The organism is Amycolatopsis sp. EV170708-02-1 (assembly GCF_022479115.1).
Lineage (GTDB): Bacteria > Actinomycetota > Actinomycetes > Mycobacteriales > Pseudonocardiaceae > Amycolatopsis.
In genome coordinates this window covers 5965565-5991617 of record NZ_CP092497.1, presented here as the reverse complement: position 1 = coordinate 5991617, position 26053 = coordinate 5965565, and the positions used below count along the sequence as shown (strand labels likewise).

Annotated in this window: 27 protein-coding genes and 1 tRNA gene; 10 read left to right on the top strand and 18 right to left on the bottom strand. The window is 68.4% G+C overall.

The annotated features are described in order from the left end of the window. Positions 1–89: 89 nt before the first annotated feature. Positions 90–3002 carry a BTAD domain-containing putative transcriptional regulator gene (locus MJQ72_RS26955; RefSeq protein ID WP_240593802.1) on the bottom strand — a complete coding sequence of 971 codons (2913 nt, stop codon included), beginning with the start codon at positions 3000–3002 and terminating at the stop codon, positions 90–92. Positions 3003–3433: 431 nt separating this feature from the next. On the opposite strand from MJQ72_RS26955, the gene MJQ72_RS26950 reads away from it, so the two are divergent. Together MJQ72_RS26950 and MJQ72_RS26945 are read left to right on the top strand one after the other, a co-directional pair. Continuing rightward, positions 3434–3712 carry a YggT family protein gene (locus MJQ72_RS26950; protein ID WP_240593801.1) on the top strand — a complete coding sequence of 93 codons (279 nt, stop codon included), beginning with the start codon at positions 3434–3436 and terminating at the stop codon, positions 3710–3712. Positions 3713–3771: 59 nt separating this feature from the next. Continuing rightward, positions 3772–4701: a Ku protein gene (locus MJQ72_RS26945; protein ID WP_240593800.1), complete on the top strand. Its 930-nt coding sequence runs from the start codon at positions 3772–3774 to the stop codon at positions 4699–4701. Here the strand turns inward: MJQ72_RS26945 and MJQ72_RS26940 are convergent. Both MJQ72_RS26940 and MJQ72_RS26935 read right to left on the bottom strand, forming a co-directional pair. Beyond that, positions 4688–5335, bottom strand: a complete 648-nt coding sequence (locus tag MJQ72_RS26940) for a B3/4 domain-containing protein (RefSeq protein ID WP_240593799.1) — start codon at positions 5333–5335, stop codon at positions 4688–4690. The two genes, MJQ72_RS26945 and MJQ72_RS26940, sit on opposite strands and share 14 nt — an antisense overlap. A gap of 11 nt (positions 5336–5346) precedes the next feature. Beyond that, on the bottom strand, positions 5347–5958 hold the full coding sequence (locus MJQ72_RS26935) for a LysE family translocator (protein WP_240593798.1): 612 nt from the start codon (positions 5956–5958) through the stop codon (positions 5347–5349). 138 nt (positions 5959–6096) lie between these two features. Between MJQ72_RS26935 and MJQ72_RS26930 the strand changes: the two genes are divergently transcribed. From MJQ72_RS26930 to MJQ72_RS26920, 3 genes are all read left to right on the top strand, one after another. Then, a complete protein-coding gene (locus MJQ72_RS26930; RefSeq protein WP_037344996.1) occupies positions 6097–6597 on the top strand; it encodes a hypothetical protein in 501 nt (166 codons plus the stop codon). Beyond that, a complete protein-coding gene (locus MJQ72_RS26925; RefSeq protein WP_240593797.1) occupies positions 6597–7481 on the top strand; it encodes an alpha/beta fold hydrolase in 885 nt (294 codons plus the stop codon). Before MJQ72_RS26930 ends, MJQ72_RS26925 begins: the two co-directional genes overlap by 1 nt. Before the next feature lie 85 nt (positions 7482–7566). Beyond that, positions 7567–7773, top strand: a complete 207-nt coding sequence (locus tag MJQ72_RS26920; protein ID WP_016335858.1) for a CsbD family protein — start codon at positions 7567–7569, stop codon at positions 7771–7773. Positions 7774–7819: 46 nt separating this feature from the next. On the opposite strand, the gene MJQ72_RS26915 is transcribed toward MJQ72_RS26920, so the two are convergent. Further along, a complete protein-coding gene (locus tag MJQ72_RS26915) occupies positions 7820–8926 on the bottom strand; it encodes a cytochrome P450 (RefSeq protein ID WP_240593796.1) in 1107 nt (368 codons plus the stop codon). Positions 8927–9012: 86 nt separating this feature from the next. On the opposite strand from MJQ72_RS26915, the gene MJQ72_RS26910 reads away from it, so the two are divergent. The 3 genes from MJQ72_RS26910 (at position 9013) to MJQ72_RS26900 (ending at position 10863) form a co-directional block, all read left to right on the top strand. After that, the gene (locus MJQ72_RS26910; RefSeq protein ID WP_240593795.1) at positions 9013–9480 is read left to right on the top strand and encodes a MarR family winged helix-turn-helix transcriptional regulator; all 468 of its coding nucleotides are present in this window, start codon (positions 9013–9015) and stop codon (positions 9478–9480) included. 94 nt (positions 9481–9574) lie between these two features. Further along, complete coding sequence (sigK, locus tag MJQ72_RS26905; RefSeq protein ID WP_240593794.1) at positions 9575–10171, top strand: ECF RNA polymerase sigma factor SigK; 597 nt, start codon at positions 9575–9577, stop codon at positions 10169–10171. After that, positions 10168–10863, top strand: coding sequence for an anti-sigma factor domain-containing protein (locus tag MJQ72_RS26900; protein WP_240593793.1), 696 nt, complete (start codon positions 10168–10170; stop codon positions 10861–10863). The genes sigK and MJQ72_RS26900 overlap by 4 nt, the downstream gene beginning before the upstream one ends. Here MJQ72_RS26900 and MJQ72_RS26895 read toward each other — a convergent pair. The 6 genes from MJQ72_RS26895 to MJQ72_RS26870 all read right to left on the bottom strand — a co-directional run bounded on the left by MJQ72_RS26895 (position 10860) and on the right by MJQ72_RS26870 (position 14018). Next, complete coding sequence (locus MJQ72_RS26895) at positions 10860–11795, bottom strand: SDR family NAD(P)-dependent oxidoreductase (RefSeq protein WP_240593792.1); 936 nt, start codon at positions 11793–11795, stop codon at positions 10860–10862. The two genes, MJQ72_RS26900 and MJQ72_RS26895, sit on opposite strands and share 4 nt — an antisense overlap. 61 nt (positions 11796–11856) lie before the next feature. Continuing rightward, positions 11857–12423 (bottom strand): alkaline shock response membrane anchor protein AmaP, encoded by a 567-nt coding sequence (locus MJQ72_RS26890; protein WP_240593791.1) that lies wholly within the window; start codon positions 12421–12423, stop codon positions 11857–11859. Beyond that, positions 12420–12947: a DUF6286 domain-containing protein gene (locus tag MJQ72_RS26885; RefSeq protein WP_240593790.1), complete on the bottom strand. Its 528-nt coding sequence runs from the start codon at positions 12945–12947 to the stop codon at positions 12420–12422. The genes MJQ72_RS26890 and MJQ72_RS26885 overlap by 4 nt, the downstream gene beginning before the upstream one ends. After that, positions 12944–13330: an Asp23/Gls24 family envelope stress response protein gene (locus MJQ72_RS26880; RefSeq protein WP_240593789.1), complete on the bottom strand. Its 387-nt coding sequence runs from the start codon at positions 13328–13330 to the stop codon at positions 12944–12946. The genes MJQ72_RS26885 and MJQ72_RS26880 overlap by 4 nt, the downstream gene beginning before the upstream one ends. Before the next feature lie 5 nt (positions 13331–13335). Then, the gene (locus MJQ72_RS26875) at positions 13336–13512 is read right to left on the bottom strand and encodes a hypothetical protein (RefSeq protein WP_016335849.1); all 177 of its coding nucleotides are present in this window, start codon (positions 13510–13512) and stop codon (positions 13336–13338) included. 41 nt (positions 13513–13553) lie between these two features. Further along, positions 13554–14018: an Asp23/Gls24 family envelope stress response protein gene (locus MJQ72_RS26870; protein WP_240593788.1), complete on the bottom strand. Its 465-nt coding sequence runs from the start codon at positions 14016–14018 to the stop codon at positions 13554–13556. Positions 14019–14564: 546 nt separating this feature from the next. Between MJQ72_RS26870 and MJQ72_RS26865 the strand changes: the two genes are divergently transcribed. Next, positions 14565–15782, top strand: coding sequence for an alkaline phosphatase (locus MJQ72_RS26865; RefSeq protein WP_315860755.1), 1218 nt, complete (start codon positions 14565–14567; stop codon positions 15780–15782). Positions 15783–15833: 51 nt separating this feature from the next. Here MJQ72_RS26865 and MJQ72_RS26860 read toward each other — a convergent pair whose 3' ends face one another. Continuing rightward, positions 15834–16445, bottom strand: coding sequence for an ANTAR domain-containing response regulator (locus MJQ72_RS26860; RefSeq protein ID WP_005157321.1), 612 nt, complete (start codon positions 16443–16445; stop codon positions 15834–15836). Positions 16446–16618: 173 nt separating this feature from the next. Between MJQ72_RS26860 and MJQ72_RS26855 the strand changes: the two genes are divergently transcribed. Continuing rightward, a tRNA-Leu gene (locus tag MJQ72_RS26855) sits at positions 16619–16691 on the top strand. On the opposite strand, the gene MJQ72_RS26850 is transcribed toward MJQ72_RS26855, so the two are convergent. The 7 genes from MJQ72_RS26850 to MJQ72_RS26820 all read right to left on the bottom strand — a co-directional run bounded on the left by MJQ72_RS26850 (position 16680) and on the right by MJQ72_RS26820 (position 25961). Beyond that, positions 16680–18551: a recombinase family protein gene (locus MJQ72_RS26850; RefSeq protein ID WP_240593786.1), complete on the bottom strand. Its 1872-nt coding sequence runs from the start codon at positions 18549–18551 to the stop codon at positions 16680–16682. The two genes, MJQ72_RS26855 and MJQ72_RS26850, sit on opposite strands and share 12 nt — an antisense overlap. Before the next feature lie 510 nt (positions 18552–19061). Next, entirely contained in the window at positions 19062–19598 is a 537-nt protein-coding gene (locus MJQ72_RS26845; protein WP_240593785.1) for a hypothetical protein, read from the bottom strand. A gap of 526 nt (positions 19599–20124) precedes the next feature. Then, a complete protein-coding gene (locus tag MJQ72_RS26840; RefSeq protein ID WP_240593784.1) occupies positions 20125–20565 on the bottom strand; it encodes an AAA family ATPase in 441 nt (146 codons plus the stop codon). Positions 20566–20744: 179 nt separating this feature from the next. Further along, positions 20745–22127, bottom strand: coding sequence for an adenylosuccinate lyase family protein (locus MJQ72_RS26835; protein WP_240593783.1), 1383 nt, complete (start codon positions 22125–22127; stop codon positions 20745–20747). Positions 22128–22162: 35 nt separating this feature from the next. Further along, positions 22163–23917 carry an iron ABC transporter permease gene (locus tag MJQ72_RS26830; protein WP_240593782.1) on the bottom strand — a complete coding sequence of 585 codons (1755 nt, stop codon included), beginning with the start codon at positions 23915–23917 and terminating at the stop codon, positions 22163–22165. After that, entirely contained in the window at positions 23914–24972 is a 1059-nt protein-coding gene (locus tag MJQ72_RS26825) for an ABC transporter ATP-binding protein (RefSeq protein ID WP_240593781.1), read from the bottom strand. Before MJQ72_RS26825 ends, MJQ72_RS26830 begins: the two co-directional genes overlap by 4 nt. 47 nt (positions 24973–25019) lie before the next feature. Beyond that, positions 25020–25961 carry an extracellular solute-binding protein gene (locus MJQ72_RS26820; RefSeq protein ID WP_240593780.1) on the bottom strand — a complete coding sequence of 314 codons (942 nt, stop codon included), beginning with the start codon at positions 25959–25961 and terminating at the stop codon, positions 25020–25022. Between the last annotated feature and the right edge of the window lie 92 nt (positions 25962–26053).

Below are 26053 nucleotides of genomic sequence, written 5' to 3'. Positions count from 1 at the left end.
TCGTGCATGCCGTTGATCCTCTCCGTGAACGGTTACTCCGGTCAAGCGAATATACCTACGCCAACAGAGTACCGGAGCAGAACGGCTAATTACGCCGAGTAATCGTTCAGGCGCTGTTTGAGTTCACGAACCTCGGGTGACTCGGAAATGCCGAGATCGGTGTAGAGGCGCAATGCGAACCGGCGATGACGGTCCGCATTCAGCCGATCACCGAGAATGTCGAACGCGAACGCCATCTCCTTGTGGGCGATGGGCAGCATGCTGCGATTCCCGGTCGATTCGAGCACTTCCACCGCCGTCCGCAACTGGCTGACCGCGAGCGCGCCGTCGCCGAGTCCGCGCGAATTGATACCGAGGGCGAGAAAGCATTCCGCCTCGAGATCGGGGGATTCGTTCTCCTGCGCCAGTCGCAGTGCCTGGTCGAGTTCCTCGGCGGCTTCGGGATAGCGCCTGCTCTCGGTGTGGATCAGCCCGATCCGGTGCCTGGCGCGGGCCTCGATGAGCACGCTGCCGTGGGCATGGGCGGTCTCGCGGACCCAGCCGAGGTGTTCGATCGCCTCGTCCGACTCGCCCTTGAGCCAGTGGGTGACCCCCGAGTTGCCCCTGGCCCGGCACTGCATCCGGATGTCGCCGGTGGTCGCGGCCAGCTCGAACACCTCGTTGAACAGGCGGTTCGCCTCGGTGAACTCGTTGAGCCGCCACAGGGTCAGCGCGTACATGTGCAGGGCCTGGTACTCGAGGACCACGTTCCCGGTGACCCGCGCGGCGGACAGGGCGAGGGTCTCCAGCTCTCTGGCCTGCCGGTAGTAGCCGCGGTTGTCGAAGTAGCGCCACACGGCCGAACAGAAGGGCACCAGGTCCGAGTACTGCTGGTGGTTGTTCATCGCGACGGCCACCGGCAGCACGTTCTGCCATTGCGCGTCCATCCAGTGCGCGGCTTGGTCGTAGTCGGCGAAGGACTGTCCGAACTCGCTCTTCGGCACCTCGAGGCCGCCCGGCTCCTCCTCGGAATCCGGGTCGATGAAGTCCATAGCGGCCGCGACGGTGCAGCGGTAGTAGTCGAACAGCCGCCGCATCATCGCCTCGCGCTGGTGTTCGGGCTCCTCGGCGAGCAGGAGCTCGCGACCGTAGCTGCGGAGGAGGTCGTGCATCTCGTAGCGGTCCATCGACGGCTGGCGCAGGAGGTTCACGTCGACGAGGCGTTCGGCGAGCCGCCGGGCTTCGGCGAGGTCGACTTCGGCCAGGGCCGCGGTCGAGTGGAGATCGAACGCGGCGCCGGGATGGTGGCTCAACCGGCGGAACACCCGCCGTTCGGTTTCGCTCAAGTTCAGATAGGACACCCGGAACGCGCCCGCGACGTCGCGTTCGCCGGCGGTGAGCTCGCCGAACCGGTTCCGCTCGTCGCGCAGCTGCCTGGCGACGAAGTCGAGCGTCCACGACGCCCGCGCGCGCAGCCTGCTCGCCGTGACGGCCAGCGCGAGCGGGAGATCGCCGCACAGGCTCGCGACCTGGTCGGCCGCGTCCGGGGACTCCCGCTTCAACCGGGACGGCCCGACGATCCGGCCGAGCAGGTCCACCGCGTCGGCCCGGCTGAACGGTTCCAGCGAGAGCAGTTCGGCGCCGTCGAGGTCCACGAGCCGGGTGCGGCTGGTGATCAGCACGCAGCAGCTCGCCGCACCGGGCAGCAGCGGGCTCACCTGCGTCGCCCCGATGGCGTTGTCCAGCACCAGGAGCACACGTTTGCCGGCGAGGCAGCTGCGGAACAACGCCGCGCGCTGTTCGGTCCCGGCGGGGATGTCCGAACCCTGGATGCCGAGGGACCGCAGCAGCGCTTCGAGCGCGGTCCCCGGGTCGACGGGGTCTCCGGCCGGGGAGAACCCTTCGAGGTTCACGAACAGCTGCCCGTCCGGGAACAGCGGGGCGAGCCGGTGCGCGGCGTGGACGGCCAGCGCGGTCTTCCCGACCCCGGGCATACCGTCGATCGCGATCAGCCGCGGCCCCGCCGAGGAGCCGTCCTGGCCGATCTCGAGGACGGTCCGCAGTTCCGCGGCGCGGCCGCCGAACGCGGGGAGGTCCGCGGGCAGCTGGGCGGGACGGGGGAAGAGCGCCTTCTGCGCGTCCGCGTCCTCGCGTCGCCCGCCGGTGTCCATTCCGGCCCGGAGCCCGCCGACGCCGTACCGGACGAGGGCGCCGTCCTCCATCAGTTCGGTGTCGGCGCGCAGAATCTGCTGGTGGAGCGCGCTCAGCTCGGCGCTCGGATCGACGCCGAGTTCCTCGGCGAGCGCGATCCTGGTCCGGTCGAACGTCCGGAGCGCGTCGGCGCCGCGGCCCGCCCGGTAGAGCGCGAGCATGGTGAGGCACTGCAGGGTCTCGCGGGTGGGATGCCAGGCGGCGAGGTCGAAAGCCTCGCGAGCCGCCGCCTCGGTCTCGCCGAGCCGGAGCCTGGCGCCGATGAGGAGCTCACAGGCGGCGAGCCGTTCTTCGTCGAGGCGTCGTGCCGTCTGCTCGATGGCGTCGCCTTCGAGACCGTCGAACGCCGGGCCGCGCCAGAGCGAGAGCGCGTCGGCCAGTTTGGCGGCCGCCTGGGAGATCAGCCCGGCCGCCAGGAGTTCGGCGCCCTGGTTGTAGTCGGCTTCGAAACGGGCCGAGTCGAGCGAGGCGCTGCTGATGACGACGCGGTACGCCGAACCGGTGGTGACCACGGCCGACCGGGCCACCCCGAGGTCGTGCCGCAGCCGCGCGATCGCGTTGCTGACCTGGCGGACCGCGGTCTTCGGCGGGTTTTCGGGCCACATCGTGCCGATCAGGTACGACACCGGGACCAACCGCCCCGCGTTGATCAGCAGGGCGGCGAGGAGCCGCTGTTCACGGCGTCCGCCCAGCCGGACGGGGACACCGTCGACCTCGGCTTCGAGCGGGCCGAGAACGGAAAAGCCGAGCTGGGAACTGTGGACGGCGGTTCGAGGCGATCCCGCCGAATCGGGTAGACGATCAGCGGTCATATGCGACTATGTCGTCCGAGGCCGTGAGCGTGCTCACGCACTACCTCCAGTCCGTTCGCCGGCTGATCGGCACCCTAGCCCACCGCTTCGGCCTCCAGCCAGATCGGCGCGGGGTGCGCCGTACTGCATTCGGCCTAACGAGCGTGCGCGGGCGTGCCCTGAAACCTTCCCGATTCTACGCCCCACGACCCCTGATCTGCGCGGATGTCCGGCGGTGGAGAGCCGATGTAATTCCGATGCAGGCCCTTGGAAAGCTGGTGGCACAGCTGGCGGGTCGGAGCGACGGGGCAGCGCGCCGAACCGTGTGTAGGGGCTCCGCGGCGGTTGGCCTTCGTACTGGGGGTGGCCAACCGCCCTGGTAGCCCTTTTTTCCTGTCACAGGTTGCTCCCAGCAAAGCGCGGCACACTGGACCGAAGAGGAGTGTGCCGTCATGAGTGCTCTTGGTGATCTTGTAGGTGTCCTGCTCACCCTGTTCCTGGTCGTGCTCATCGTCCGGATGCTGCTGGACTGGGCCGTCAACCTCGCCACCCGGCTGCCCGGCTGGGCGTTCCGGGTCCGCGACTTCGCCCATCGGCTGACCGAGCCCGTGCTGGCGCCGGTCCGCCGGGTGGTCCGCCCGGTGCGGGCCGGTGGCGTGGCGTTCGACCTCGCCTTCACCCTCGTGTTCCTCGGGGTCGTCCTGCTGCAGTCCCTCGCCTTCAGCCTCTGACCAGGTGTGATCCGCCGCGATCGCGGGTACCAGTCGCTGGAGGAGAGGAGTGTGTGCCCATGCGCCCGGTCTGGAGCGGTTCGCTTTCGCTCGGTCTGGTGACCGTGCCGGTCCGTCTGTACAGCGCGGTCGAAGACCATACGGTGCACTTCCGCCAGTTCCAGCGCGGCACCGAGGACCGCATCCGGTACCGGCGGGTGAACGAGCGCACCGGCGAGGAAGTCGGCTACGAGGACATCGTCAAGGGTTACGAACTCGACAGCGGCGAGTACGTCGTCGTCGAGCCGGAGGAACTGGACGAGATCGCGCCCGGTCGCTCGAAGTCGCTCGACATCGAAAGCTTCGTCGAGCTGGACGCCATCGACCCGATGTTCTTCGACAAGACCTATTGGCTCGCGCCCGCGAAGGACGAGTTCGAGCGTCCGTACGCGCTGCTGCTCGAGGCGATGGATTCCTCGGGCAAGGCCGGGATCGCCAAATTCGTCATGCGCGGCCGCGAGTACCTGGCGCTGGTGCGCTCCGGCGACGGCGTGATGGTGCTCAACACCCTCCATTTCGCGGCCGACCTGCGGGATCCCGCCGAGCAGTTGCCGGATCTGCCCGGCAAGGCGAAGGCGCGCGGCAAGGAACTCGACATGGCCGTCAACCTGATCGACGCGATGAGCGACGACTGGCGCCCCGAGGAGTACCGCGACACCTACACCGACCGCGTGCGGGAGCTGATCAAGGCCAAGAAGAAGGGCGACACCATCACGCCGGCCACCGAACCCGGGGAGCCGACGAAGGTCGTCGACCTGTTCGAGGCGCTTTCGAAGAGCGTGGAGAGCGGGAAGGCCAAGAAGAAGTCCGGGGCGAAGAAGGCCGCGCCGAAGAAGGACCTGTCCTCGTTGTCGAAGGCGGATCTGGACAAGCTGGCGAGGGAACGGGACATCAAGGGACGGTCGAAGATGACCCGCGCGAGTCTGGAGAAGGCGCTCAAGGCCTCGTGACGACGCCCGCCGCGGCGAGTTCGCCCGCGATGGCCTCGATCAGCAGCCGGACGTCCTCCGCCGCCGTCGCGTGCAGCCCTTCGGAAACGATCAGCACGTCGGACGTCGTGGCGGAGACCGCGGAGTGCCCGCTCTGCCGGTTCGTCCAGCGCCGCGCGTGGGCCTGACCGTCCTCGTCGGCGAAGATCACCTCGCCCGGGTTCGGCTGCTCGACCGTGCCGGCGAAGGTCACGTACTTCTCGTCGCCTCGCGCGTGGCGGACTTCCAGCGAGCCGCTGATCTTCGCGACGTCGAGCACCGCCACCGGGATGGCGTAGGCGACCGAAACCGCGTTGCAGAGGTCGATCACCGGATGGATGCGGGGGAGCGTGCCTTCCTTCCGCAGCCTGCGCAGCAACGACTCCGACGCGCAGCGGTACTGCGTCGGCTTCAGGCCCATCTTGGCGAACGCCCGCCGCCACGCCTGGATCTCGGGGAACTCGGACTCCGGGCCGTCCGAGAGCCGTCGCGTCGCCCGCGCGACGAACTTCTCGAGATCGACCGGCAGTTCCGGGGTGATCCCGGCGGCTCGGAGCGTGCCGACGGCGAGGCCGGGGTGGGCGGAGCGGATTTCCGGGTGGTGCTGGAGTCGCATACCGGGCCTGTCTACTGGGTGGTGAATGCGAGTTTGACGCCGAGCGCGGCGAAGGAACCGGCGAAGACCCGCCGGAGCCAGGCGAGCACGCGCGGCCGGGAAAGGACGTGGTGCCGCACGCCGGCGGCGAGGACGCCGTACACGCTGAACACCACGAACGTCGCCAGCATGAACACCCCGCTCAGCAGCAGCATCCGGGGAAGCGAACCGGGCTCGCCCGCCGGGACGAACTGGGGCAGGAACGCGAAGAAGAACAGCGTCAGCTTCGGGTTCAGGACGTTGATCAGCACACCGGAGGTGATCGTCCGCAGCGCCGACGCGGGTTCGGGATCGCCCTCCACGACGATGGCTTCCCGATCCTTCAGCGTCGCCCACGCCATGTAGAGCAGGTACGCCACACCGAGGTACTTCAGGATTTCGAACGCCACCGCGCTCGCGTGCAGCAGCGCGGCGAGGCCGGTGATCGCGGCGATCATGTGGGGGACGATGCCGAGGGTGCAGGCGGTCGCGGCGAGGACGCTCGCGCGTCTCCCGCGGGCCAGCCCGGCGGAAAGGGTGTAGACCACGCCGGTGCCGGGCGTGGCGACCACGACCAGCGTGGTGATCAGGAAGGCGATGCTCACGAGGTCACTGTGCGCGCCGTTTGGCCCGATGGACAGAGCCAAACCCGCTTCGCTTCACTGGACCAAAGGGTTGATCGACGGGTTCACCGGATGGAGTGGCATGATGCACGCTCGCACGTCGACGAGGAAGGCCTTGGTTTGAGCGCGCGCACTTCCCAGGTGGACGACCTCCGGCTGGTGGCACAACCGAACGCCGTGTTGTGCTCCGAGCTCTTCGTCCGTCTCATCTTGTCGGATTGGTCCCTGCGGCCGTTGCTCGATCAGGCGAAGACCGCCGCCGCCAGACTGGTGGGCACGCTGGTCGACGCGGCCGATCCGAAGGAGCCGCCGTTCCTGACGCTGAGATTGCGCCTGCGGTCGGACGTGCTGGTCATCGAGGTCGACCACGAGCTGGACGGGCTTCCCGTGCCGACGCCCGCGCCCGGCGAGCGGACCGGGGTGGCGCCGAGCGCGACCGGCGGCGTGACCGTCTGGTGCGAGCTGCCGCTGCCCGGTGGCCTGTCCGCCGGACAGGTCCGGCTGCCGAGGCGAGGCGACCGGCGCACGCTGGTGGACGAACCCGTCTCCGGTGAGCCCGTCGGCGCCGATCCCGAAGTCCTGGAACGGCTTTTGACGAGGTTGAGCGGCTGGTCCGGCTGATGGCCACGAAGCGTGTCGCCACCCCGGTCTTGGAGATCGAATACGAGCACCTCGGCGACGCGGGCGGGCCGCCGGTGGTCCTGCTGCACGGCTTCCCGTACGACGTCCGTGCCTACGACGAGGTCGCCGCGGTCCTCGCGGCGGACGGCGCCTCGGTGTACGTCCCGTATCTCCGCGGCTTCGGCGGGACGCGGTTCCTCGACGACGCCACGCCCCGCTCCGGGCAGCAGGCCGCGCTCGCGCAGGACCTGATCGAGTTCATGGACGCGCTGGGGTTGGAAGACGCCGTCGTCGCCGGCTACGACTGGGGCGGCCGCGCGGCCTGTATCGTGGCCGCGCTCCGGCCCGAGCGCGTGCGCGGACTGGTGTCGGTGGACGGCTACAACGTCCAGAACCTCGCTTACGCCGGGGAACCGGCGCCGCCGGAATGGGAACGCACCTACTGGTATCAGTACTACTTCCATTCCGAGCGCGGCCGCCGCGGGCTGACGGAGAATCGCGACGAGCTGTGCGCCCTGTTGTGGCGCACCTGGTCGCCGACCTGGGCCGGTGCCGGCACGGCGTTCCCGGCGAGCGCCCCCAGCCTCCACAACCCGGACTTCGTCGACGTCGTCATCCATTCGTACCGGCACCGGTTCGGTCTGGCGGAGGGTGATCCGCGGTATCAGGCGCTCGAAGACCTGATCGCGGGGGAACCGGCGATCACGGTGCCGACGGTCGTGCTGGAGAGCGGGGACGACGGCATCGGCGGGCCCGGTGCCGAGGGCGACCGCGAGTACTTCACCGGGCCGTACGAGCATCGGGTGCTGCCGGGGGTGGGGCACAACGTTCCTCAGGAGGCGCCTGAGGCGTTCGCCGACGCGGTGACGTCTCTGCTCCGGTGAGGGCGATCACCCGTCCGTGCGCGTGACGAATCCCGATCTTCGTTTGTCCTCCGGACGTAAGCCGCACGATCCGGAGGAGGACGCGATGTCGTTGGGCGACAAGATCAGCAACAAGGCCGAGGAGTTCGGCGGTAAGGCCAAGGAGGCCGCCGGCGACGCCACCGGCAACGACGAACTGCGCGCGGAAGGTCAGGCGGACCAGGCGAAGGCCGGTCTCAAGGGCGCCGTCGAAAACGTGAAGGACGCCGTCGGCGACGCGGCGGACAAGATCCGCGACACCTTCAAGAAGTAGCGGTCCTTCCGGGCCGGGGCGGCGGTTTCCCGCGCCCCGGCCCGGTTCAGCTGTGCAGCCGTACCGGCAGGCCGGTGAGCCGCGTGCCCTGGATGCCGCCGAGGAACGTCTGCCGGAGTTCGCGGTACGGCACGGCGAGCCGGGCTTCGGGGAAGTCCGTGCGCAGCACCGTCGCCACCGCCCGCAGTTCGAGCTGCGCGAGCTGGGCGCCGACGCAGAAGTGCGGCCCCGCGCCGAAAGTCAGGTCCGGACCCGGTCTCCTCTCCGGGTCCGTGTTGATGCCCTGGATGTCGACGAGCACCGGCGCTCCGGCGGGGAGCCGGATCCCGGCGAGGTCGAGTTCCTCGGTGGTGAACCGCCAGAGCGTGAACGGCGCGGGCGGATGGTCCTTGAGCGTTTCGCGGACGAGGTCGTTCACGGAGGCCTTGTCCCCGTTCAGCAGCCGCGAGATCAGGAAACCGATCGAGGCGTCGGTGGTCAGCTGTCCGGCGAAGATCAACGCGAACAGGTGATACCGCAGGTCCTTTTCGGACGTCCCGGGTGGAAGGCTGTCGCGCAGTTCCGTCGCGAGCCCCGTCCGGTTCGGGGTCAGTCCCGCGGCGGCGAGGTCCGCGATCGCGGCGATGGCCTTGCCCTGGGCGCCCGGCTCGGGGTCCGACATGCGGCGGCAGGCGTCGACGGCGGTGTCGAGCAGGGCGAGCGGGATGCCGAGCAGGTCGAGCAGCACGGTGAGCGGGAACCGGGTGGAGAAGCCGTCCATGAGGTCGACGGTCCCGCCGCCGAGTTCCGTCAGCAGGGCGCGCGCGATCCGGTGGATCCGGTCCGCTTGAGCCTGGATCCGTTTGGCGCTCAGCAGTGGGGCGTGCGCTCGCCGCAAACGCGTGTGTTCAGGCCCGTCCAGTGTGGTGAGGGACGGCTGTTCGGCGGCGGTCTGTTCGAGCTGGGTCCAGCCCGCAGGGGCCAGCGCCGGATCCTTGGCGATGCGCGGGTCGGAGAGGACTTCGCGGGCCAGCGCCTCCTCGGTGACGATCCACGCGCTTCCGCCCTCGGGGGCGGCCACTTCGACGAGGGGACCGGCGGCACGCAGCGCGGGACGCACCGGGTCGGGTTCGGTGATGCCGCGGGTCGACGCGGCGAACGGGGCGGGGAGCACAAGAACTCCTTCATGAGAAAGTAGCTTCACCATGAAGGTATATTTGTGGCCGGTAGGTTGTCAAAGCACGGAACCGAGGAGGGGTGATGGCGGACGATGTCGCGGCGCGGAGCGCGTCGCTCCTGGACGGCCTCCGGAGCTTCGGCGCGAACTACACCGAGTTCACCCGCCGGTTCGCGGACTGGCTCGGGCTGCACGCCACCGACGCCGCCGCGCTTGTGGAGATCCTCTACGCCGAAGACACCGGATCACCGTTGTCGCCTGCCCGGCTCGGCGAACGCATCGCACTGACCTCCGGCGCGACCACGAACCTGCTCAACCGGCTGGAGAACCTCGGCTACGTGGTGCGGACCAGGGAGAACACCGACCGCCGGGTGGTGACCCTGCGCAGCGGCACCGACATCCAGGCGCCCGCGCGGGAGTTCTTCGGGCCGTTCAGCGCCGGGCTCGCGGCGCTCGTGGCGGAGTATCCGCCGGAGGAGATCGAACGCTTCGAGGGCTTCCTGCGGCAGCTGAAGTCCACAATGGACAACGTGCTCGAAGAACAGGCTTAGCTCCGGACCAGTCCGATCCGCTCTCGGCACCGAATCCCTCCCGGACGCCATGGCAACCGCGTAGCCGGGCGTCGGGTGAGGTGGAGGCGGCTTGATGGTCGAGGGTGTGCGGACGAGTCCGCGCGGAAGTGGCGGCACCGGAACGGAGCCCGCCGAGACGAGCTTGATGCAACGGGTCGCGGCCGGCGACGAACAGGCGTTCGCCGATCTGTACGACGTCGTGGCGGGGCCGGTGTGGGGCGTGGTGAACAGGGTCGTGCGCAACGGCACGTTCGCCGAGGAGGTCACTCAAGAGGTCCTGGTGGAGGTGTGGCGGACGGCCGCGCGGTTCAAACCGGGCAAGGGGAGCACGCTGGCCTGGGTGCTCACCATCGCGCACCGGCGGGCGGTGGACAGGGTGCGGTCGCATCAGGCCGCGCTCGACCGGGACGATCGCGCGGGCAGGCTCGATTTCCGGCGCCCCTTCGACGAGGTCGCCGAATCGACGATCAGCAACCTGGAGCAGCAGCGGGTGCGCCAGTGCCTGTCCGCGCTGACCGACCTGCAACGCGAATCGGTGGTGCTGGCCTACTACAACGGGTGCACGTACCCGGAGGTCGCGGAAGTACTCGACACCGCGCCCGGCACGGTGAAGACCCGTATCCGCGACGGCCTGATCCGGCTGCGCGACTGCTTGGGGGTGGGGCAATGACCGCCGAGCTGCACACGTTGACCGGGGCCTACGCCTTGGACGCCGTCCCGGTGGAAGAGGCCGCGGCGTTCGAACGGCATCTGCGGGGTTGTCCCGCGTGCGGCCAGGAGGTCCGGGAACTCCGGGAGACCGCCGCGCGGTTGGGAAGGGGGCTGGCCACCGCGCCGCCGCCGAGACTGCGGGAAGCGACGCTCACGCGGGTATCCCAAACCCGTCAGTGGTCGCCCGCGGTCGCGCGTCGCGGCGGGGCCGTGAAGACACGCGTCGCCCTTTGGGGTGCCGCGGCGGCCGCCGTCGGAGCGCTGGTGTTCGGTCTGGTGACCACGGGCACCGACCCCGCGCGACCGCAGCTGACCGGCGTCGACGCCGTGCTCGCCGCGCCCGACGCCTCGACCGTGAGGGGCGCCGAACGCGGGACGACCACGGTGGTGACCTCGCGGAGCCAGGGCAAGATCGTCGTACTGGCCGGTGACCTCCCGCCCTTGGCGGCGGGCAAGGTGTATCAGGTGTGGCTCATCGGAAAGAGCGGGGTGCATTCCGCCGGTCTGCTGGCGCCGGACAGTCCACAACGGACTCGGCCGGTCCTCGCGGACCTGCCGGACGGGATCGACCGGGTCGGCATCACCGCGGAACCCGCCGGCGGGTCGCCCGCGCCGACGGTTCCGGCGGTCGCCATGGTGGATCTGGCCTAGAGCCCGGTCAGCCGCTCGCAGGCCTGCCAGAGTTCCCGGCGCTGCGCGGCGGTTTCCCGGGTCTTGCGGAGATAGTGCGTCGGGCGCTGGACACGGTCGTGCCAGAACATGCCGTTGTACCGGCCCGGTTCCCCGGCGGCGGCGAGCCAGACGAACGTGTCCGCGCCCTGCTCGGGGTTCCGCAGGAGCGGGCGCGTCAGCTTCCGGAACGCCGGCAGGGCGGTCGCGACCCCCGGCGTGTCGGCCCAGCCGGGATGGGCGCTGTGCACGGTGACCCCGGAACCGTCCAGGCGGTCCGCCCAGAGCTCGGCGAGCACCACCTGCATCCGTTTGGTGCGCGCGTAGCCGGCGGCCGGTTTGTACTCGTCGCGGCGGTACTGCAGGTCTTCGGCGCGCAGCGGCTGGCCGTACATGCCACCGGAGCTGACCCAGATCACCCTCGCGCCGCCGGCGAGCTTCGGCCGGAGCGACGCGGTGAGCAGATGCGGGCCGAGCACGTGCGTGGCCAGCATGAGTTCGTTGCCCTCGGCCGTCTCCGTCCGTTCCGCGGGCATGACCCCGGCGTTGTGCACGAGGACGTCGACCTCGCCATCGAGATCCTTGGCGTAGTCGCGGACGGACGAGATCAGGCTGACGTCGCACTGGTCGACGATGATCCGCGAACCGGGGACGGCGCGTTCGATCTCGGCGCGAGCGGTTTCGCCGTCGCCGCGGATCGCGATGCGGACGGTCGCGCCCAGCTTCGCCAGGCCGATGGCCGTCGCCTTGCCCAGGCCCGCCTTCGCGCCGGTCACCACGGCGACCTTGCCCGCGAGCGCGTCCGGCGCGGGATCCTCCGGCCACCACTTCCGGCGCAGGAGGTATCCGATGTTGCCGTACCCGAGCAGGGTCCGGTCGAGCACGGTGTCGGCGGCTCGGGTCACAGCGGACATGCGGACGCTCCTTCATCGGTCGTAGTACGCGTCTTCCCGGCAGGCCCGCAGCGGAAACTTCTCACTGGATGCGGGGACCGGCCTTCGCGGAGAAGCGGAACTCGATGGTCGTCGGAAGCTCGGCGAGATCCAGCGCCTGGCGCAAGCGCGGCAGGCCTTCTTCGGCGATCCGCTCGCGGATGGCGGCCAGATCACCGTCCTGTTCGGCGCTCAGCACCACGGCCAGCACCGGCGCGTCCTGGGTGCCGCCGAGCGTGGCGTGCGCGGCGTGGACGCCGGGATAGGTCGCGACCTCCGCCGTGAAGGGTTCCACCGCGGTGCTCGCGGCCAGCGCGGTCCGGCCGGTGTCCTGCTCGAAGCGCCAGGTGTGGGACTTGGGTTTGCGGACGGGCTGCGCGATCAGCCAGCGCAGGGCCAGCAGGCCGACGAGCACCGCGCCGCCGGCGACGGCGTACCAGACCCAGCCGGGTGGCATGGCGGTGCCGGGGACGAGCGTGGTGCCGGGATCGAGCAGCGGGATCCGGCCGAAATGGGTGCCGACGGCGAACCCGCCACCGGCGATCAGCACGAGCCCGGTCAGCACCAGGAGGGTGCGGTTCAGCCGGGCGGGACGGTTGAGGTCGGTCATGACGCGCTCCTGGTGGCCTTGACCCGGACCCGCACGGCGGGAACGGTGGCGGGGCCGATCTGGGCGAGGCGGTGCTCGATGGCCGCGCGGACGGCGTCGGCGAGCCCGGCGGTGTTCGTCCGCCCGGTGGTCACCACCGAGACGATCCCGCGCCGCTTCACCTTCAGTTTCGCCGTCGAGACACCGTCCACAGTGGATGCCGCAGTGCGCAGGGTCGATCGGTAGCTGCGCCGGGAGGCGCCTGAATCCGTGCCGCCATCGAGCGGCAGCACGGTCGGCTTTCCCGGCACGATCCCGCTCACGAGGAGCAGCAGACCGAGCAGCGCGACCACGCCGCCGGCGATCGCCGGAAGGGGATCACTCCACCGGATGTCGTGCAGCGCGGACGCGACGGTGTCGTAGCGGATCCACGGTTTCTCCCCGGCGATCGTCTGGATCGCGACGGCGGCGGCCAGGACACATCCGGCGAGCACCACGAGGGCGACCAGCACGGCCGGGACGCTGCGGCGGGGACGCCGTTTCATCGGACCCTCCTCGTTTCGGTCTCGGCGGAGTGCAGGGCCGTGACGGTGATGTCGACCCGTGTGACGGTCAGGCCCGAGAGCCCGCCGACGCGGCGGATCAGGTGTTCTCGCACGGTCTCGGTGGTGGCTCGCACCGAAAGCGGGTACTTCACCGAGAGCCGGACGTCCAATGTGGTCGTCGAACCGGTGACGTGCGCGCTCACCTTGGCGCCCCGGTCGAGGTCTTCGGCGCCGACCGCGATCCCGAGCACCCGGGAGGCCGCGCCGCCGACACCTTCGAGTTCGGTGATGGCCCGCGTGGCGAGCCGTTCGACGGCGCCGTCGGCCACGGTCAGCGCGCCGCGCCCGTCCGTTGCGGGCGCGGCGGCGGTCATGGTCGTCATGGCGATCAGCCCCTGTCGCGGCCTGCCAGGGCCGAAAGGTCGAGCTTGCCGTCGAGGAACCGGCCGACCAGCAGGCCGAGCGCGGCGAGCACGAGCACGACGAGGAAGGCGCCGAAGCCGCCGAACGCGCCGGCCACGCCGAGCACGAGACCGGTCAACAGGCCGAGTTGGGTGGCGTTCATGAACGTTCTCCTTGCTGTCTGGCGCGGACCGGCGCCGATGGTCACTGGACGCGGCCGGACTCGGTGTTGTCGTCGGCGTCGTCGTCGCCCGGGATGTGCACGTCGGACACGTTGATGTTGACCTCGACGACCTCGAGCCCGGTCATCTGCTCGACCGCGCCGATCACGTTGCGGCGCACCGACTTCGCGAGGTCCGCGATCGCGACGCCGTATTCGACGACGATCTGCAGGTCGACCGCGGCCTGGCGCTCGCCGACCTCGACGGAGACGCCCTGCCCGGCGGACGCGGTGGCGCCCGGGATGCGCTCGCGCAGCGCGTTGAACGCCCGCACGGCGCCGCCGCCCAGTGCGTGGACACCGGTGATCTCACGGGTCGCGAGGCCCGCGACCTTCTGCACGACGGTGTCGGCGATCGTGGTCACGCCCTGCGTGGAGACGAGCGCGCTGTTCTCGCCCGCGGCGGTGGAGTTCGAGCTCGGCTTGGCGGTGGTGGCGGTGTTCGTCATCGCGATCTCCTCGGTTCGGATTCCGTTGCCTGCGGTGGAAGTTCTTCGCTTCCACACTCCATAGACCCAGCCGCGCGAAGATCGTCACGACCCGATCGTGTGGTCTGGATCTCATCGATCGTGGGTATGCCTTTCGGCCTGGTCCCGTGGCCTTTCCCGCCGTCGAGGGTCGTGCGCACGGGTTGGATGTCCCAGGTCGCAAAGAAGTGTCGGCGCCGGTGACCAAAGTGGACGAACCTGAGCACGCGCTGCGCCCCCGAGCGGTCTCCGCTCGCTGATCTCCGCGAAACTCACTTTTCCGGCGCGAGCCCGCCGACGAGCGCTCACCGTCGTCAACTGTCTCGACCGTGCCCATGTCACCGATCTGGCCGCGTACGAGGACGCCGCGCGGGGAGCTGCGGCTGTCGAACGGCGCGGTGAAGATCCACGTCAGCCGCATCCTCGCCGAGCTGTCTGCGCGAACCGCGCGCACGACGCGGGCATTCTGCGCGGTTGAACGAGCCCCTCATCTCTGTTAGGAAAGATTCCTAACAAACTGGAGGCGATGTGCGCGGACGTGGTCTTGCGGTGGCGGCGGTTCTGGTGGTCTTGTGCGGTGGCTCGGCCGCCGTCGCGGACACGACGACGGCGGGGTCCGGCGCGCGGCCGGCGCGCAACATCATCTACATCCAGGGCGACGGCCTCGGCCTCGGCCAGCGGGATCTGCTCCGGCTGGCGCTCAAGGGCAAGAACGGCAGGCTCGCGATGGACGGACTCGCGGCCACCGGTCTCGTGCGGACGTCTTCGGCCGACCCCGACGAGATCGTCACCGACTCCGCCGCGGCGGCCACCGCCCTCGCGACCGGGCACAAGACACGCAACGGCGCGGTCGGGGTGGACGGCCACGGACGCCCGCTGGAAACCATCCTCGAACGGGCGAAACGGGCGGGGAAGTCGACCGGCCTGGTCACCACCGCGCAGGTGACGGGCGCGTCGCCGGCGGCCTTCGCGGCGCACGTGCCCAGCCGGGACTCGCAGAGCGACATCGCGAAGCAGTACATCGAGAACAGCCGCCCGGACGTCCTGCTCGGCGGCGGCGAGGACTGGTGGTATCCGAAGGGGAACCCCGGGCTCTGGCCGGACAAACCGGGGGAGGAGAGCCGCAGCCCGTACGGCAACCTGGTCGAACGCGCGCAGCGAACGGGCTACACCTACGTGCGCGACGGCGACGAACTGCGGACCACGCGGGCGGACCGGATCCTCGGCCTGTTCGCGAACGAGGACATGGTCGACTACGGGCCGGACGGCGTCGGGAAGTACGCGCCGCGGGTGCCGCTCCAGCAGATGGCGCGCAAGGCGCTGGACACCCTCTCGAAGAACCCGCGCGGCTTCTTCCTGTTCCTGGAGGAAGAGGGGACCGACGGGATGTCGCACGAGAACAACGCGCACGGCGTGATCGACGCGGGCCGCGCCCTCGACGCCACCGTCGCCGATGTCCTGCGGTTCGTCCGCGCGCACCCCGACACGCTGGTGATCATCGGCGGCGACCACGAGACAGGCGGATTGAGCATCGAGAACCACGACGCCTCTGACACCGATCCCGACCAGGACGGTCCTTTCGACGTACCCGGTTCGAACCTGCGGTTCACAGTGGACTGGACGACGCACGACCACACCGGCGCCGACACCCCGGTCACCGCCGAAGGCCCCGGTGCCACCCGGCTGGGTGGCACCGTCGAGAACACCGACGTCTACTGGGTGATGCGGCTGGCGAGCGGTCTCTGAACACGGAAAAGGCCACCTCCGCCATCGGAGGTGGCCTTCTTCGCGGGTTCGTCAGCCGATGCTCTCGACGACGGCCTCGGCGACCGCCTTCATCGTGGTCCGGCGGTCCATCGCGGTGCGCTGTATCCACCGGAACGCGTCCGGCTCGGTGAGCCCCTGACGGCTCATCAGCAGCCCCTTGGCGCGGTCGATGACCTTGCGCGTCTCGAGCCGGTCCGTGAGGCCCGCGACCTCGGACTCGAGCGCCTGGAGCTCGGCGAACCGGCTCACGGCCAGCTCGATGGCAGGCACCAGGTCACGCTTGGCGAACGGCTTGACCAGATACGCCATCGTGCCCGCGTCCCTGGCCCGCTCGACGAGGTCGCGCTGGCTGAACGCGGTCAGGATGACGACCGGCGCGATCCGGTCGCCGGTGATCTTGGAAGCGGCCTCGATACCGTCGAGCTTCGGCATCTTGACGTCGAGAATCACCAGGTCGGGCTTCAACTCGGTGGCCAGGTTGATGGCCTGCTCGCCATCCCCGGCCTCACCGACCACCTCGTAGCCCTCTTCGCGGAGCATCTCGACGAGGTCCAAACGGATGAGGGCCTCGTCTTCGGCCACGAGCACCCGTCGCTGGGGTGCGGCGACGGCACCATTGGCCTCGGCAGCCTGCTCGGTCACCGGGGTCCTCCTGAAGGTCGTCGGGCAGTTCGGCTCGCGGTCTGTCCGCGAACCTGAAGCCTACCGGGAACGATCCAGACGGCTAGATGGCGTTCACCACGTCAGACGGTCGTCACACTCCCGGGCCCGGCGAACGGCGCGCTCCCGTGATCCCGTAAAGTTCACCAAGCACCGCCCCGTAGCCCAACTGGCAGAGGCAACGGATTCAAAACCCGTCCAGTGTGAGTTCGAATCTCACCGGGGGCACACGCAGGATGCACATTCGCTCCCACCTGCGCAGCTTTGCTGCGAAGCGGTGTCGCCGATGGATGTGATCGAGGCTGGATCGGCGGGCAGGGTGGCCGTGATCGTCGCTCGGTCGTTCTTGTAGTCGACCTTGATCGTGAGCTGGGTCAGGTCGAGCAGGCGGTGTAGCAGGTCTGCTGGGGCGTGGCGCAGGTTGGCCTTCAGGTATGGCAAAGCGTCCAGCAGGTTCGCTTGGTCCAAGTTCGATGGACCGTGGGCCTCCGCATCTTCGGTGATTCGGCTTAAGGCTTCGAGGAGTGTCTTGCGCTCGTTGAACACCTCGTTGTAACGCTGTCTGAGGCCTTGGGTGAAGGGGTCGTCGGGGTCCGCGTTTTCTGCTTGGCGTAGCAGGTTGTCTTTTTTTCGAGCGGCGTCGGCGATCTTCTTCTGCAGTGCTTGCCGCCGACGCTCCGTGTCCTTTTGCTTGTCGGTTCGGCTGTCGTCTTGATCGGCGAGTAGCAGTGCGTGCCGTTCTGTGCCGAACAGGCGCTCGTTGAAGAAGGCTTCCACTTGTTCGAGGATGAGGTCTTCGCGGATGTAGACGGTGGGCGGGTGGCCCTCGTGCTTGTCCGGTCGTCCACGGTTGTTGCCTGCCGGGTGGCAGCGGTAGTAGACGCCGGATTTGCGCACCATGCCCATCATGCGGCGGCCGCAATCACAGGTGACGCGGCTGCGCAGCACGTAGGTTCGCCGCGAGCGCGGATCCTGCTTCAGTCCGGCGCCGTCGCGTGATCCTTGGCGTTGGGTTCTGGTGGCGGTCATCTCGTCGAACATCCACTTGGGGATGAGCGGCTCGTGCGCGGGTTCGGGGGACCATACCCACATCTCTGGAGAGTTCTGGCGGTTTCGTGCGCCACGGCTGCGGCGCGCTCGCCGGTTGTACACCTGGTACCCCGTGTATTTCGGGTTCTTCAGGATGTCGGCGACGCTGGACTTCGACCACGCGCCCCGCGCCCGGCTTCCGCCAGGTGGCTGTGGGGGCGGGTGCTCGTCGGTGCCCTGATTCAGGCGCTCGGCGATCGTGTCGAAACCCAGTGCTTCGTGGTATCGCCACTTAGCGATCAAGGCCACGGTTTTCGCTTGTTCTCCGTCTGGCTCCAGGCGTGTCTTCGTGAGCCCTTTCTCGGCTTTGGCGGGATTGGGGTGGCGCAGGGTCTTCGCGCGGTACCCGTAGGGCGGTTTGCCGATGTTGTAGCCCTCGCGGACGTGGGTGCAGGTGCCACCCCACGACAGCTCCAGCATGTTCAGGACTTCGTACTCGGCGACCGACTGGTTGATCCGGCGTTGCAGGATTTGCTGGGCTCGGCCGCCTGAGAGCAGGATTGGCTCGTTGGATGCGAAGACGGGAACCTCGGCGCGTTCGAGTTCTCGCTCGACGGACAAGGTTTCATACATTTTCCGCGCGATCCGGGACATGGACTCGCAGATCACCACATCGAACCGGCGGTCCGGCTGCTTCGCCTCGGACAGCAGATCCGCTATGCCACCGTCTCGGGCGATAGGGATGTCGAAACGTTCATAGCCAGTACCCCGGCCGCGCCGCTCGAGCTCCATACGCCCGGATTCCACATCGTAGAAGTGGCATACCACGACCCACGACTCGGGCAGAGCGGACTTCGAGCGGTCGAGTTGTCGCAACAGCGACTGGCGGGGATCCTGGTGCTCCTCGGTGGATGTCCGGCCGGCCCAGGCGACCCGAACGTCTTTGGCGTGAAGCGCGAGCGGCAGACCGAAGGGAGAACGCGCGAGATCGCTGAGACCGTGCGTGCCAGTTGGTTTCTTCATGGCGCCGTCCTGAGTCCGCTCCTTTTCGGTGCTCATGAAGTCCTCGCCTGGTCTTCGTATTCCGTCGATGAACCGCTGCTCTTCCGGCGGTGGGCCCATGTCACGAGTTCCTGGAATACGGTCGCTAACTGCTGTCTCAGCCAGGCGTCTGGTTCGACATGGCGCACTTCGGTAGCAAATGTCCAAGCACGTTCGGCGCCGTAGACGCCGACTGCTCGCGACGCCAAGCGATTCCTGCTGGGGCGACCCACACGTCCTGGCCCGGCAGGATCCCGTCGCCCAGCCGGGTGCTGCGTACTCACGCCGCACCCGTTCGCAAAAGAAGTGGCTGTTCTTGTGGTGACATCTCTACCCTTCGGCTGCCCTGCCCGATAATGCGAACAATGTCCACCTAGATCTACGCTCGGGTGATGGGCTCTGGTCAAGCGCGCCGTGTCTGTCGGGTGCGCAACGGGTTCGCATCCTCTAACTCCATGAAACCCGCCATTCGGGGACAAGGCTGTCTCAAGTATTTGCCATCGAGAACAGGGGCGTGGGTCGAAGCAGTTACCCTGCAGGATTTCTGGTCCAAGTCCAGGCAGAGGAACGTAATGCCCTAGGGTGCGAGCTGGCCACCGTCGAGGCAGTGTTGCTGAGGCGATTCGGCGTCGATAAAACGCCATGGTGTCCGACGTTGACGATGGTCTGACGCTGGGTTTCGTTGTTCTGAGCGAGGCGCTCCAACGCGTAGAGTCCACCGAGACGGACCGGAGCCTTATCGGAACCGAGTTGCTCGACGGCTTTGGTGCACAGCTCGGTGATCCGGCGTTCGCGGGCGTCGTCGGCGACACGCTCCTGCTGTGCCTGTCTGGTGGCGGCGACGGTTTGTTGGTGGGCGAGGACTTCGTATTGCTGGGCGAGAGCGCGTTCGCGGTTGTCGAGGTCGGCTTCGGTGGAGCGCTGGCGGCGCCAGGCGAGGTAGAGCGCGACCACGCTGCCGCTGCCGACACCGATGCTGAGCCCGATCTTCAGCGCATCGAGGCGGGCCTTGACTAGGTCCGCGCCGGTGAGTCCGGCCGTGATCGGCCACCACAGCACGGTCACGACACCCGCGGTTAGGATCGCGATCACGATCGCGGTTCACCACATCACAGCCCGGGTCAGCTCAGGCAGCCGCTTCACTGACGAAGACGTCGAGAGCGGCAGCGCAGGTGGACTGGCGGCTCCGGGCCGCGCATCGTCGGTCGTGACCTTCATCGTCGCGCAAACGGGTGGAGACGTTTCTGGTCGACATGGCAGGGGACATCAAGGGCGTCGAGCTGGACCTTGCGCGACTGGCCGATTTAGCACAGATTGGTGTGCGCCACTCGGTAGGAGTCCTCATGGTGCGAGGGCTAGCTCGCCAATGCGCTCCAGGTGGGCATGTCCCGCAGGGTGGATGCGGCGACGAGGGCGGGGCGAGGAGCATCTTCGAAGGGCCGGTTGTAGGTGGTGTGTCGGGTAGGACGTACCAGCGGCCTCCGCCGAGGGAGGGCTTGTCGGCAGCTTCGTACACGGTCGCGCCGGTCAGCTCGGGTTCCTCCGCTGCGCGGGCTGGAGCTGTCCGGCTTTCGGCTCGTCCGGGAAGTTGCTACTGCCTGCTGGTGGCCAGCACCACCACCCGGGGGCATTCGGCCAGGATTTCCGCGACGAACCCGGCGCAGGCGTCGATGACGTGTTCGCAGTTGTCCAGTACCAGCAGCCGCGTCTGGTGCCGCAGATGTTCGATCACGATGCGCGTCGCCGACGCGTCGGACCGATCCTGAAGCCCGAGCCGGTCCGCGACCAGGTTCGCCACGAGCGCGCCGTCTCGCACCGGGGCCAGCTCCACGAACACCGCGCCGTGCTCGAAGGCCCGGACGGAGTCCCGCATGACCCTGGCCGCCAGCCTCGTCTTGCCCACCCCGCCGGGACCCGCGAGCGTCACCAGCCGTGCCTGGCCGAGCAACCGGCGTATCGCGGCGCCCTCCTGGGCACGGCCGACATAGCTGGTCGACTCGGCCGAGACCGGCGCGGATGACAGCACGTCCACCTCACATCCGACTCCGTACGACGGATGATCAGTTTAACCCGCATTCGCCCATTCGGAGGAACAAGCCTTCGATCACCGGTAGTGGTGGCCGATGAACCGCGCGGCCAGGTCGACACTTCCGTCGAACGCGTAGGACAAGTGACCGAAAGAAGCCATGCTCGGCACGCTTGACCGGCCGTTCAGCCGTGGCAGTCCGAGTCGCCGCTGCCCACACTTTCGAGTTCGACGGCGACCGTTCGTGCGTCGGCGGCACTGCCGTGCGCGATGGCGGCGGAAAGCCCGGTGTGCTCGGATGGATCGAGGATCGCGGTGAGGGCGGCGGGGGAGAGGTGATCGGTGATCCGGGAGTCGGCTTTCACCAGGTCGACGAACCGTTGGCCCGTGGCGGCCGCGGTTTGGGCGGCCTCGTAGACGATTTCGTGTGCCGTCTGCCGTCCGATCGTGCTGCCCAGTTCGAGCATGATGGCTTCGGCGCTGATCGCGCCACCGGTGAGGCCGAGGTTGGCTCGCATACGGTCCGGGTGGAGCGTGAGCCCGCCGGTGACGACGGAGATCCGGGTCAGTGCGTCGCCGGTCAGCACACACGAGCGTCGGACGACGTCGAACATCATCGACGGCGCGTGGTCCGCCTCGTGTTCGTTGCCCATGGCCTCCAGGGCGAGTGGCACCAAGGCCCGGATCTCGGCGGTGATCCCGATGATGTCCTGGCACAGCTGGGGGTTTCGCTTCTGTGGCATGGTGGAACTGCCGACGGTACCTGGCGGCACGGGCTCCTCGACTTCGCCGTACTCGGTCTTCATCAGGGTGTAGATCTCGCGCCCGATGCGACCGCAGGTACCGGCGAGCAGGCCGAGAACGCCGGTGAACTCGGCGAAATGGTCACTGATGTTCCGGGCGGGCACAAGCATCGAGGCGAGGCCGAGACGGTCGGCGACGGCGCTTTGGAGGCCGGGGCCACGGGCGCCGAGTGACGCGAAGTTCCCGACCGCGCCACCGATGATGGCGACGAACAGGCGAGGGGCCAGCTGTCTCAGCCGAACGATGTGCCGGCCCAGCTCGTCCAGCCACGAGGCGGTTTTGAGGCCGAACGTGATCGGCACGGCGTGCTGGCCGTGGGTCCTGCCCGCCATCACCATGTCGGCGCCGCGTTCGGTGAGGTCCGCCAGCGACCTCAGCAGTTCGCTGAGCATCCCGAGGAGCTTCTCGTGGGCGCGGCGAATGACCAGCACGTCTCCGGTCTGGGTGATGTTCTGGGTGGTGACGCCCCAATGGACCCACCTGCCGTGCGGTTCACCGGCAGCGGTGGCCAGCTCGGTGATCAGCGGCATCAGCGGATGGCTGGTCCGCGCGATGCCGTCCTGGATTCGCGCGAGGTCGAGGCGGTCCAGCGTGCACACTTCGGAGATGGCTTTCGCGGCCGGTTCGGGGATGATACCGAGCTCCGCCTGCGCGCGAGCCAGCGCTGCCTCGACGTCGAGCCATGCCTGCCAGCGAGCCGGTGTCGCGAACAGTTCCGCGATCCCCGCTTCGGGTACCCGTCCCGCGGTGAAGCGTTCGGTCATGATGTCGTTGTCCTGCCTTCTTCAGAGGTCGGCCGTCACGAGGCGGGAGCGGCGGTGAGTGCCGCGCCGGACGAGTCCCGTCGTCCTGCTTTGAGCCGGTTCGAGACGATCAGCACGACGAGGATGAGCACGATCTGCAGCGTTCCGTAGGCGGCGGCGGAACCGAACTGCGACGAATAGATCCGGTTGTAGATCTCGACCGACATGGGGGCGAGCCCGGCCGGATAGATCACCACCGAAGCCACGTATTCGCCGACGCCGTCGATGAACGCGAGCAGCGCGCCCGCCAGCACTCCTCGCGCGACCAGCGGGAAGGTGACAGTCCGCAGGACTCGCACCGGTCCGGCCCCGAGGTTGCGCGCGGCCTCCTCCAGCGACGGGGAGATCTGGTCGAGCGCTGCTCCGGTCGAACGGAAGATCAGCGGTACGTAGCGGACGAAGTAGGCCGCGGGCAGGATCCACAGCGTGCCGACGAGGGTCAGGCCGAGGTTGCCGGGCTGAGGTTCGTTGAAGGCGGTGATCAGGTTGACGCCGATCACGGTTCCCGGCAGGGCCCACGGCAGCATCACCATGATGTCCAGCACGGTCCCGCCGAGCCGCTTCCAGCGGGCCACCACCCAGGCGGCGATCGCGCCGATGACGATGGCGACCCCGGTGGCGAGCAGGCTCATCTGGACGCTCACTGAAATCGGCAGCAGACTGCCCGGGTCGGTGAAGATCCCGGTGAAGTTGTCGAACGTGTACCGCTCGGGGAGGACCTGTGTGGTCCACGAGGCGTCGACCGACAGCGACACCAGCACGATCACCAGAATCGGTGCCATCAGCACGACCGTGAGCAGTGCGCTGCCGACTAACGCGGCGATCCTCGCCGGACCGCGTGTGACGGTGCGGTCGAGCTGACTTCCCTTGGACAGGCTGCGGTGTACGCGTCGACCCTGATACCAGCGCATCGACACGAGGAAGACGATCGACACCAAGGACAGCACTGTGGCTTGTGCCGCGGCGAGGCCTTCGTTGCCCGAGGTGCGCGTCGAGACGATCTGCATCGTCAGCGTGGGGACGTTGTACAGCTGCGGCGCGGTGAAGGACGCCATCGAGATCATGAAGGTGAGCAATGCTCCGGACACGAGGGCCGGGGTGAGCATCGGCAGGATCACCGTTCGCCACACCCTCGCCCGGCCGGCGCCGAGGTTGGCCGCGGCTGCTTCGAGTGAGGGATCCAGGCCGGCGAGACCGGCGGAGACGGACAGATAGAAGAACGGGTACATCGTGAAGGTGTGCACGAGGAGAACACCGGCGACGCCGGTGACCGCCGTGTCGGCGGGGGAGAGGCCGAACCACTCGGCGAGTGCCCTGGGGACGATGCCGGTTTCGCTGTAGAGCAGCACGAACGAGACCGCGCCGATCAACGGCGGCAACGCCATCGGCAGAACGGCGACGACTTCGAGAACCCGTCTGCCGGGGAAGTCGAAGCGAGCGAGCAGGATCGCGAGGACGGTACCCACCAGCCCACAGGACAGTACCGAGGCGAGCGAGGTGCCGACCGACAGCAGCAGCGCCTCGCCTGACGCGCCATCGAGAAAGCTCGCGTAATTGTCGGCGGCGCCGCCGTCGACGCTGGCGAGCATTGTCTGTCCCATCGGGACGACGACGAACAACAGCAATACGAACAGGACCGGGGCGGCGAGGAAGTAGATGAACCGGTCGCTGCTCGTGGCGCGGGCCGACAGCCGCCTTCGGGCGGACGACGACGTCGATTCGGGGGCGGGCTCGAGGGTTTGAGTGCTCACAGTGACACCAGCCAGGCGCGTTCCGGGTCGGTGGTGAGGCCGACAGTGTCTCCTTGTCGCGGGCCGCCCCGCTGTGCGTCGCCGGTGACGGTGACGGTGAGGTCGCCGACGGCGACGTCGTAGGAACTGGTCGCGCCGGTGAACTCCTCACTGGTCAGCGTGCCTCGCAGCAACCCGTCGGCCGGGTCGCAGAAGGCCAGCGCTTCCGGGCGCAGGGACACGCCGACGCTTGTCCCATGGATCGGCTTGTTCCCTGGCGTCCGCACCGCCAGCTTGATCCCGCCCGGCAGCACCACGGTGGTGCGCTCGGCGCCGACCGCGCCGAGCTCCGCGGGCAATACGTTGCTACGGCCGATGAATTTGGCGACGAACGCGGTCTCGGGCTGGTGGTAGATCTCCCTCGGCGTGCCGACCTGGTGGACCTTCCCGCCTTCGAGGACCGCGATCCGGTCGCTCATCGCCATCGCTTCGGACTGGTCGTGGGTGACATACACGGCGGTGATTCCGGCATTCCGCTGGACTTCGCGGATCTGGGCGCGGGTCTCCTCTCGCAGCTTCGCGTCGAGATTCGACAGCGGTTCGTCCAGCAGCAGCACGGCGGGTTCGATCACGACCGCGCGGGCCAGTGCGACACGTTGCTGCTGGCCGCCGGAAAGCTGATCGATGCGGCGTGTTCCATAGCCGGTGAGGCCGACCTGATCCAGCGCGCGCTCGACGCGGGATTCCCGCGCGGCCTTGGTGACCTTACGGACAGTCAGGCCGTACGCCACGTTCTGAGCGACGGTCAGATGCGGGAAGAGCGCGTAGTTCTGGAAGACCATCCCGGTGTCGCGGCGATGTGGGGGAGTGCGCGTCACATCGCGCTCGCCGAAGTAAACGCGTCCGGTGGTCGGCTGGACGAATCCCGCGATCGTTCGGAGCATCGTCGACTTTCCGCAGCCGGATGGGCCGAGGAGAGTGAAGAACTCCCCCTTCTCGATGGTGACATCCATGCTCACGGCGGGGGTGTTGTTCGCGTAGGTCTTGCTGACCTGGTCGAGCCTGACGGGAATCATTCACAGCTCCGTGATAGATCCGAAACGGGTTGACAAGGGGAACTCATTCAGCGCCGGTGTCCTTTGATGTGTTCGCTCCAGTAGGTGATCCATTCGTGCTCTCGCTGGTTCACCGTCGCCCAATCGACCGGCATCTCCTTCAAGCCGATCGCGGTGAGCCAGGCGGGCTCGCGTGAGAGGCGCAGTGTCGGGATCTGGAACGAGGTCTCGGCGAGTTCCTGCTGGATCGGTTCCTGGAACAGGAAATCGACGAAGGCGTCGGCGGCGGCACCGTTCGGGCCCCCTTTGACCTTCCCGACCCCGTCAATCAGGATGGGCGCCCCCGAGGCCGGTATCACCGGGGTGAACGGAGCTCCTTTTTTCTGCTGGACCAGGATGTCCTGCAGATTCCATACGCTGACCGGTGCTTCGCGCCGTTGTACCCGCAGATAGAGATCGGATGGATTCGGCACGTACTCCTTGGTGTTGGCGTCGAGCGCCCGCAACCACTCGTAGCCCTGCTCCGGGCTGCCCGTGCGGGCGAAGCTCCGATCGACCATCGCTGAAAAGGCACTGCGCATGGTGCCGGAGGCCGCGACGTCACGGATCAGGACCTTGTCCCGGAAAGCGGGAGTCACGAGGTCGTCCCAGTCCTTCGGCGCCTGCTCGGGGGTCAGCATGTCCCGGTTGTAGAAAATGACCTGCGCCATCCGCATTTCGCCGAGCCACAGATCGTTCCGCCCGTGGTACGCCAAGGGCACTCGCCGAGCCGCGGCCGAGGGCATCGGTGCCAGAAGGCCCGCCGCGACACCTTGTTCGAACTGTTGCGACGTGCCGCCCCACCAGATGTCGGCCTGGGGGCGGCCGGCCTCGGCCCGGACCCGCTCGAGAACCTCCTGAGCGCCCATCGTCAGCATCTTGACCTTGCCTTTGTATTGCGGATTCGCCGCCTCGAACCGAGCGACCACCCGATCGGCGATGTTCTTGGGCCGGGAGGCGTAGATGGTCACGGAATCGTTCGCCGCCGTGGTGCTGAGCCCGCATCCGGCCATCGACAGGACCAGGGCGAGCGCTGCGATGGCGGAGCTGAGCGCCCGACGAG

What these genes read in the sequence shown, in the direction of transcription:
- MJQ72_RS26940 (WP_240593799.1), bottom strand. Translation starts at nt 5,335, where the DNA reads ATGCGACTCCAGCACCACCCGGAAATCCGCTCCGCCCACCCCGGCCTC.
- MJQ72_RS26950 (WP_240593801.1), top strand. Translation starts at nt 3,434, where the DNA reads ATGAGTGCTCTTGGTGATCTTGTAGGTGTCCTGCTCACCCTGTTCCTG.
- MJQ72_RS26900 (WP_240593793.1), top strand. Translation starts at nt 10,168, where the DNA reads ATGACCGCCGAGCTGCACACGTTGACCGGGGCCTACGCCTTGGACGCC.
- MJQ72_RS26825 (WP_240593781.1), bottom strand. Translation starts at nt 24,972, where the DNA reads ATGATTCCCGTCAGGCTCGACCAGGTCAGCAAGACCTACGCGAACAAC.
- MJQ72_RS26850 (WP_240593786.1), bottom strand. Translation starts at nt 18,551, where the DNA reads ATGAGCACCGAAAAGGAGCGGACTCAGGACGGCGCCATGAAGAAACCA.
- MJQ72_RS26925 (WP_240593797.1), top strand. Translation starts at nt 6,597, where the DNA reads ATGGCCACGAAGCGTGTCGCCACCCCGGTCTTGGAGATCGAATACGAG.
- MJQ72_RS26835 (WP_240593783.1), bottom strand. Translation starts at nt 22,127, where the DNA reads ATGACCGAACGCTTCACCGCGGGACGGGTACCCGAAGCGGGGATCGCG.
- MJQ72_RS26945 (WP_240593800.1), top strand. Translation starts at nt 3,772, where the DNA reads ATGCGCCCGGTCTGGAGCGGTTCGCTTTCGCTCGGTCTGGTGACCGTG.
- MJQ72_RS26955 (WP_240593802.1), bottom strand. Translation starts at nt 3,002, where the DNA reads ATGACCGCTGATCGTCTACCCGATTCGGCGGGATCGCCTCGAACCGCC.
- MJQ72_RS26890 (WP_240593791.1), bottom strand. Translation starts at nt 12,423, where the DNA reads ATGACCGACCTCAACCGTCCCGCCCGGCTGAACCGCACCCTCCTGGTG.
- MJQ72_RS26880 (WP_240593789.1), bottom strand. Translation starts at nt 13,330, where the DNA reads ATGACGACCATGACCGCCGCCGCGCCCGCAACGGACGGGCGCGGCGCG.
- MJQ72_RS26870 (WP_240593788.1), bottom strand. Translation starts at nt 14,018, where the DNA reads ATGACGAACACCGCCACCACCGCCAAGCCGAGCTCGAACTCCACCGCC.
- MJQ72_RS26875 (WP_016335849.1), bottom strand. Translation starts at nt 13,512, where the DNA reads ATGAACGCCACCCAACTCGGCCTGTTGACCGGTCTCGTGCTCGGCGTG.
- MJQ72_RS26910 (WP_240593795.1), top strand. Translation starts at nt 9,013, where the DNA reads ATGGCGGACGATGTCGCGGCGCGGAGCGCGTCGCTCCTGGACGGCCTC.
- sigK (WP_240593794.1), top strand. Translation starts at nt 9,575, where the DNA reads ATGGTCGAGGGTGTGCGGACGAGTCCGCGCGGAAGTGGCGGCACCGGA.
- MJQ72_RS26920 (WP_016335858.1), top strand. Translation starts at nt 7,567, where the DNA reads ATGTCGTTGGGCGACAAGATCAGCAACAAGGCCGAGGAGTTCGGCGGT.
- MJQ72_RS26885 (WP_240593790.1), bottom strand. Translation starts at nt 12,947, where the DNA reads ATGAAACGGCGTCCCCGCCGCAGCGTCCCGGCCGTGCTGGTCGCCCTC.
- MJQ72_RS26895 (WP_240593792.1), bottom strand. Translation starts at nt 11,795, where the DNA reads ATGTCCGCTGTGACCCGAGCCGCCGACACCGTGCTCGACCGGACCCTG.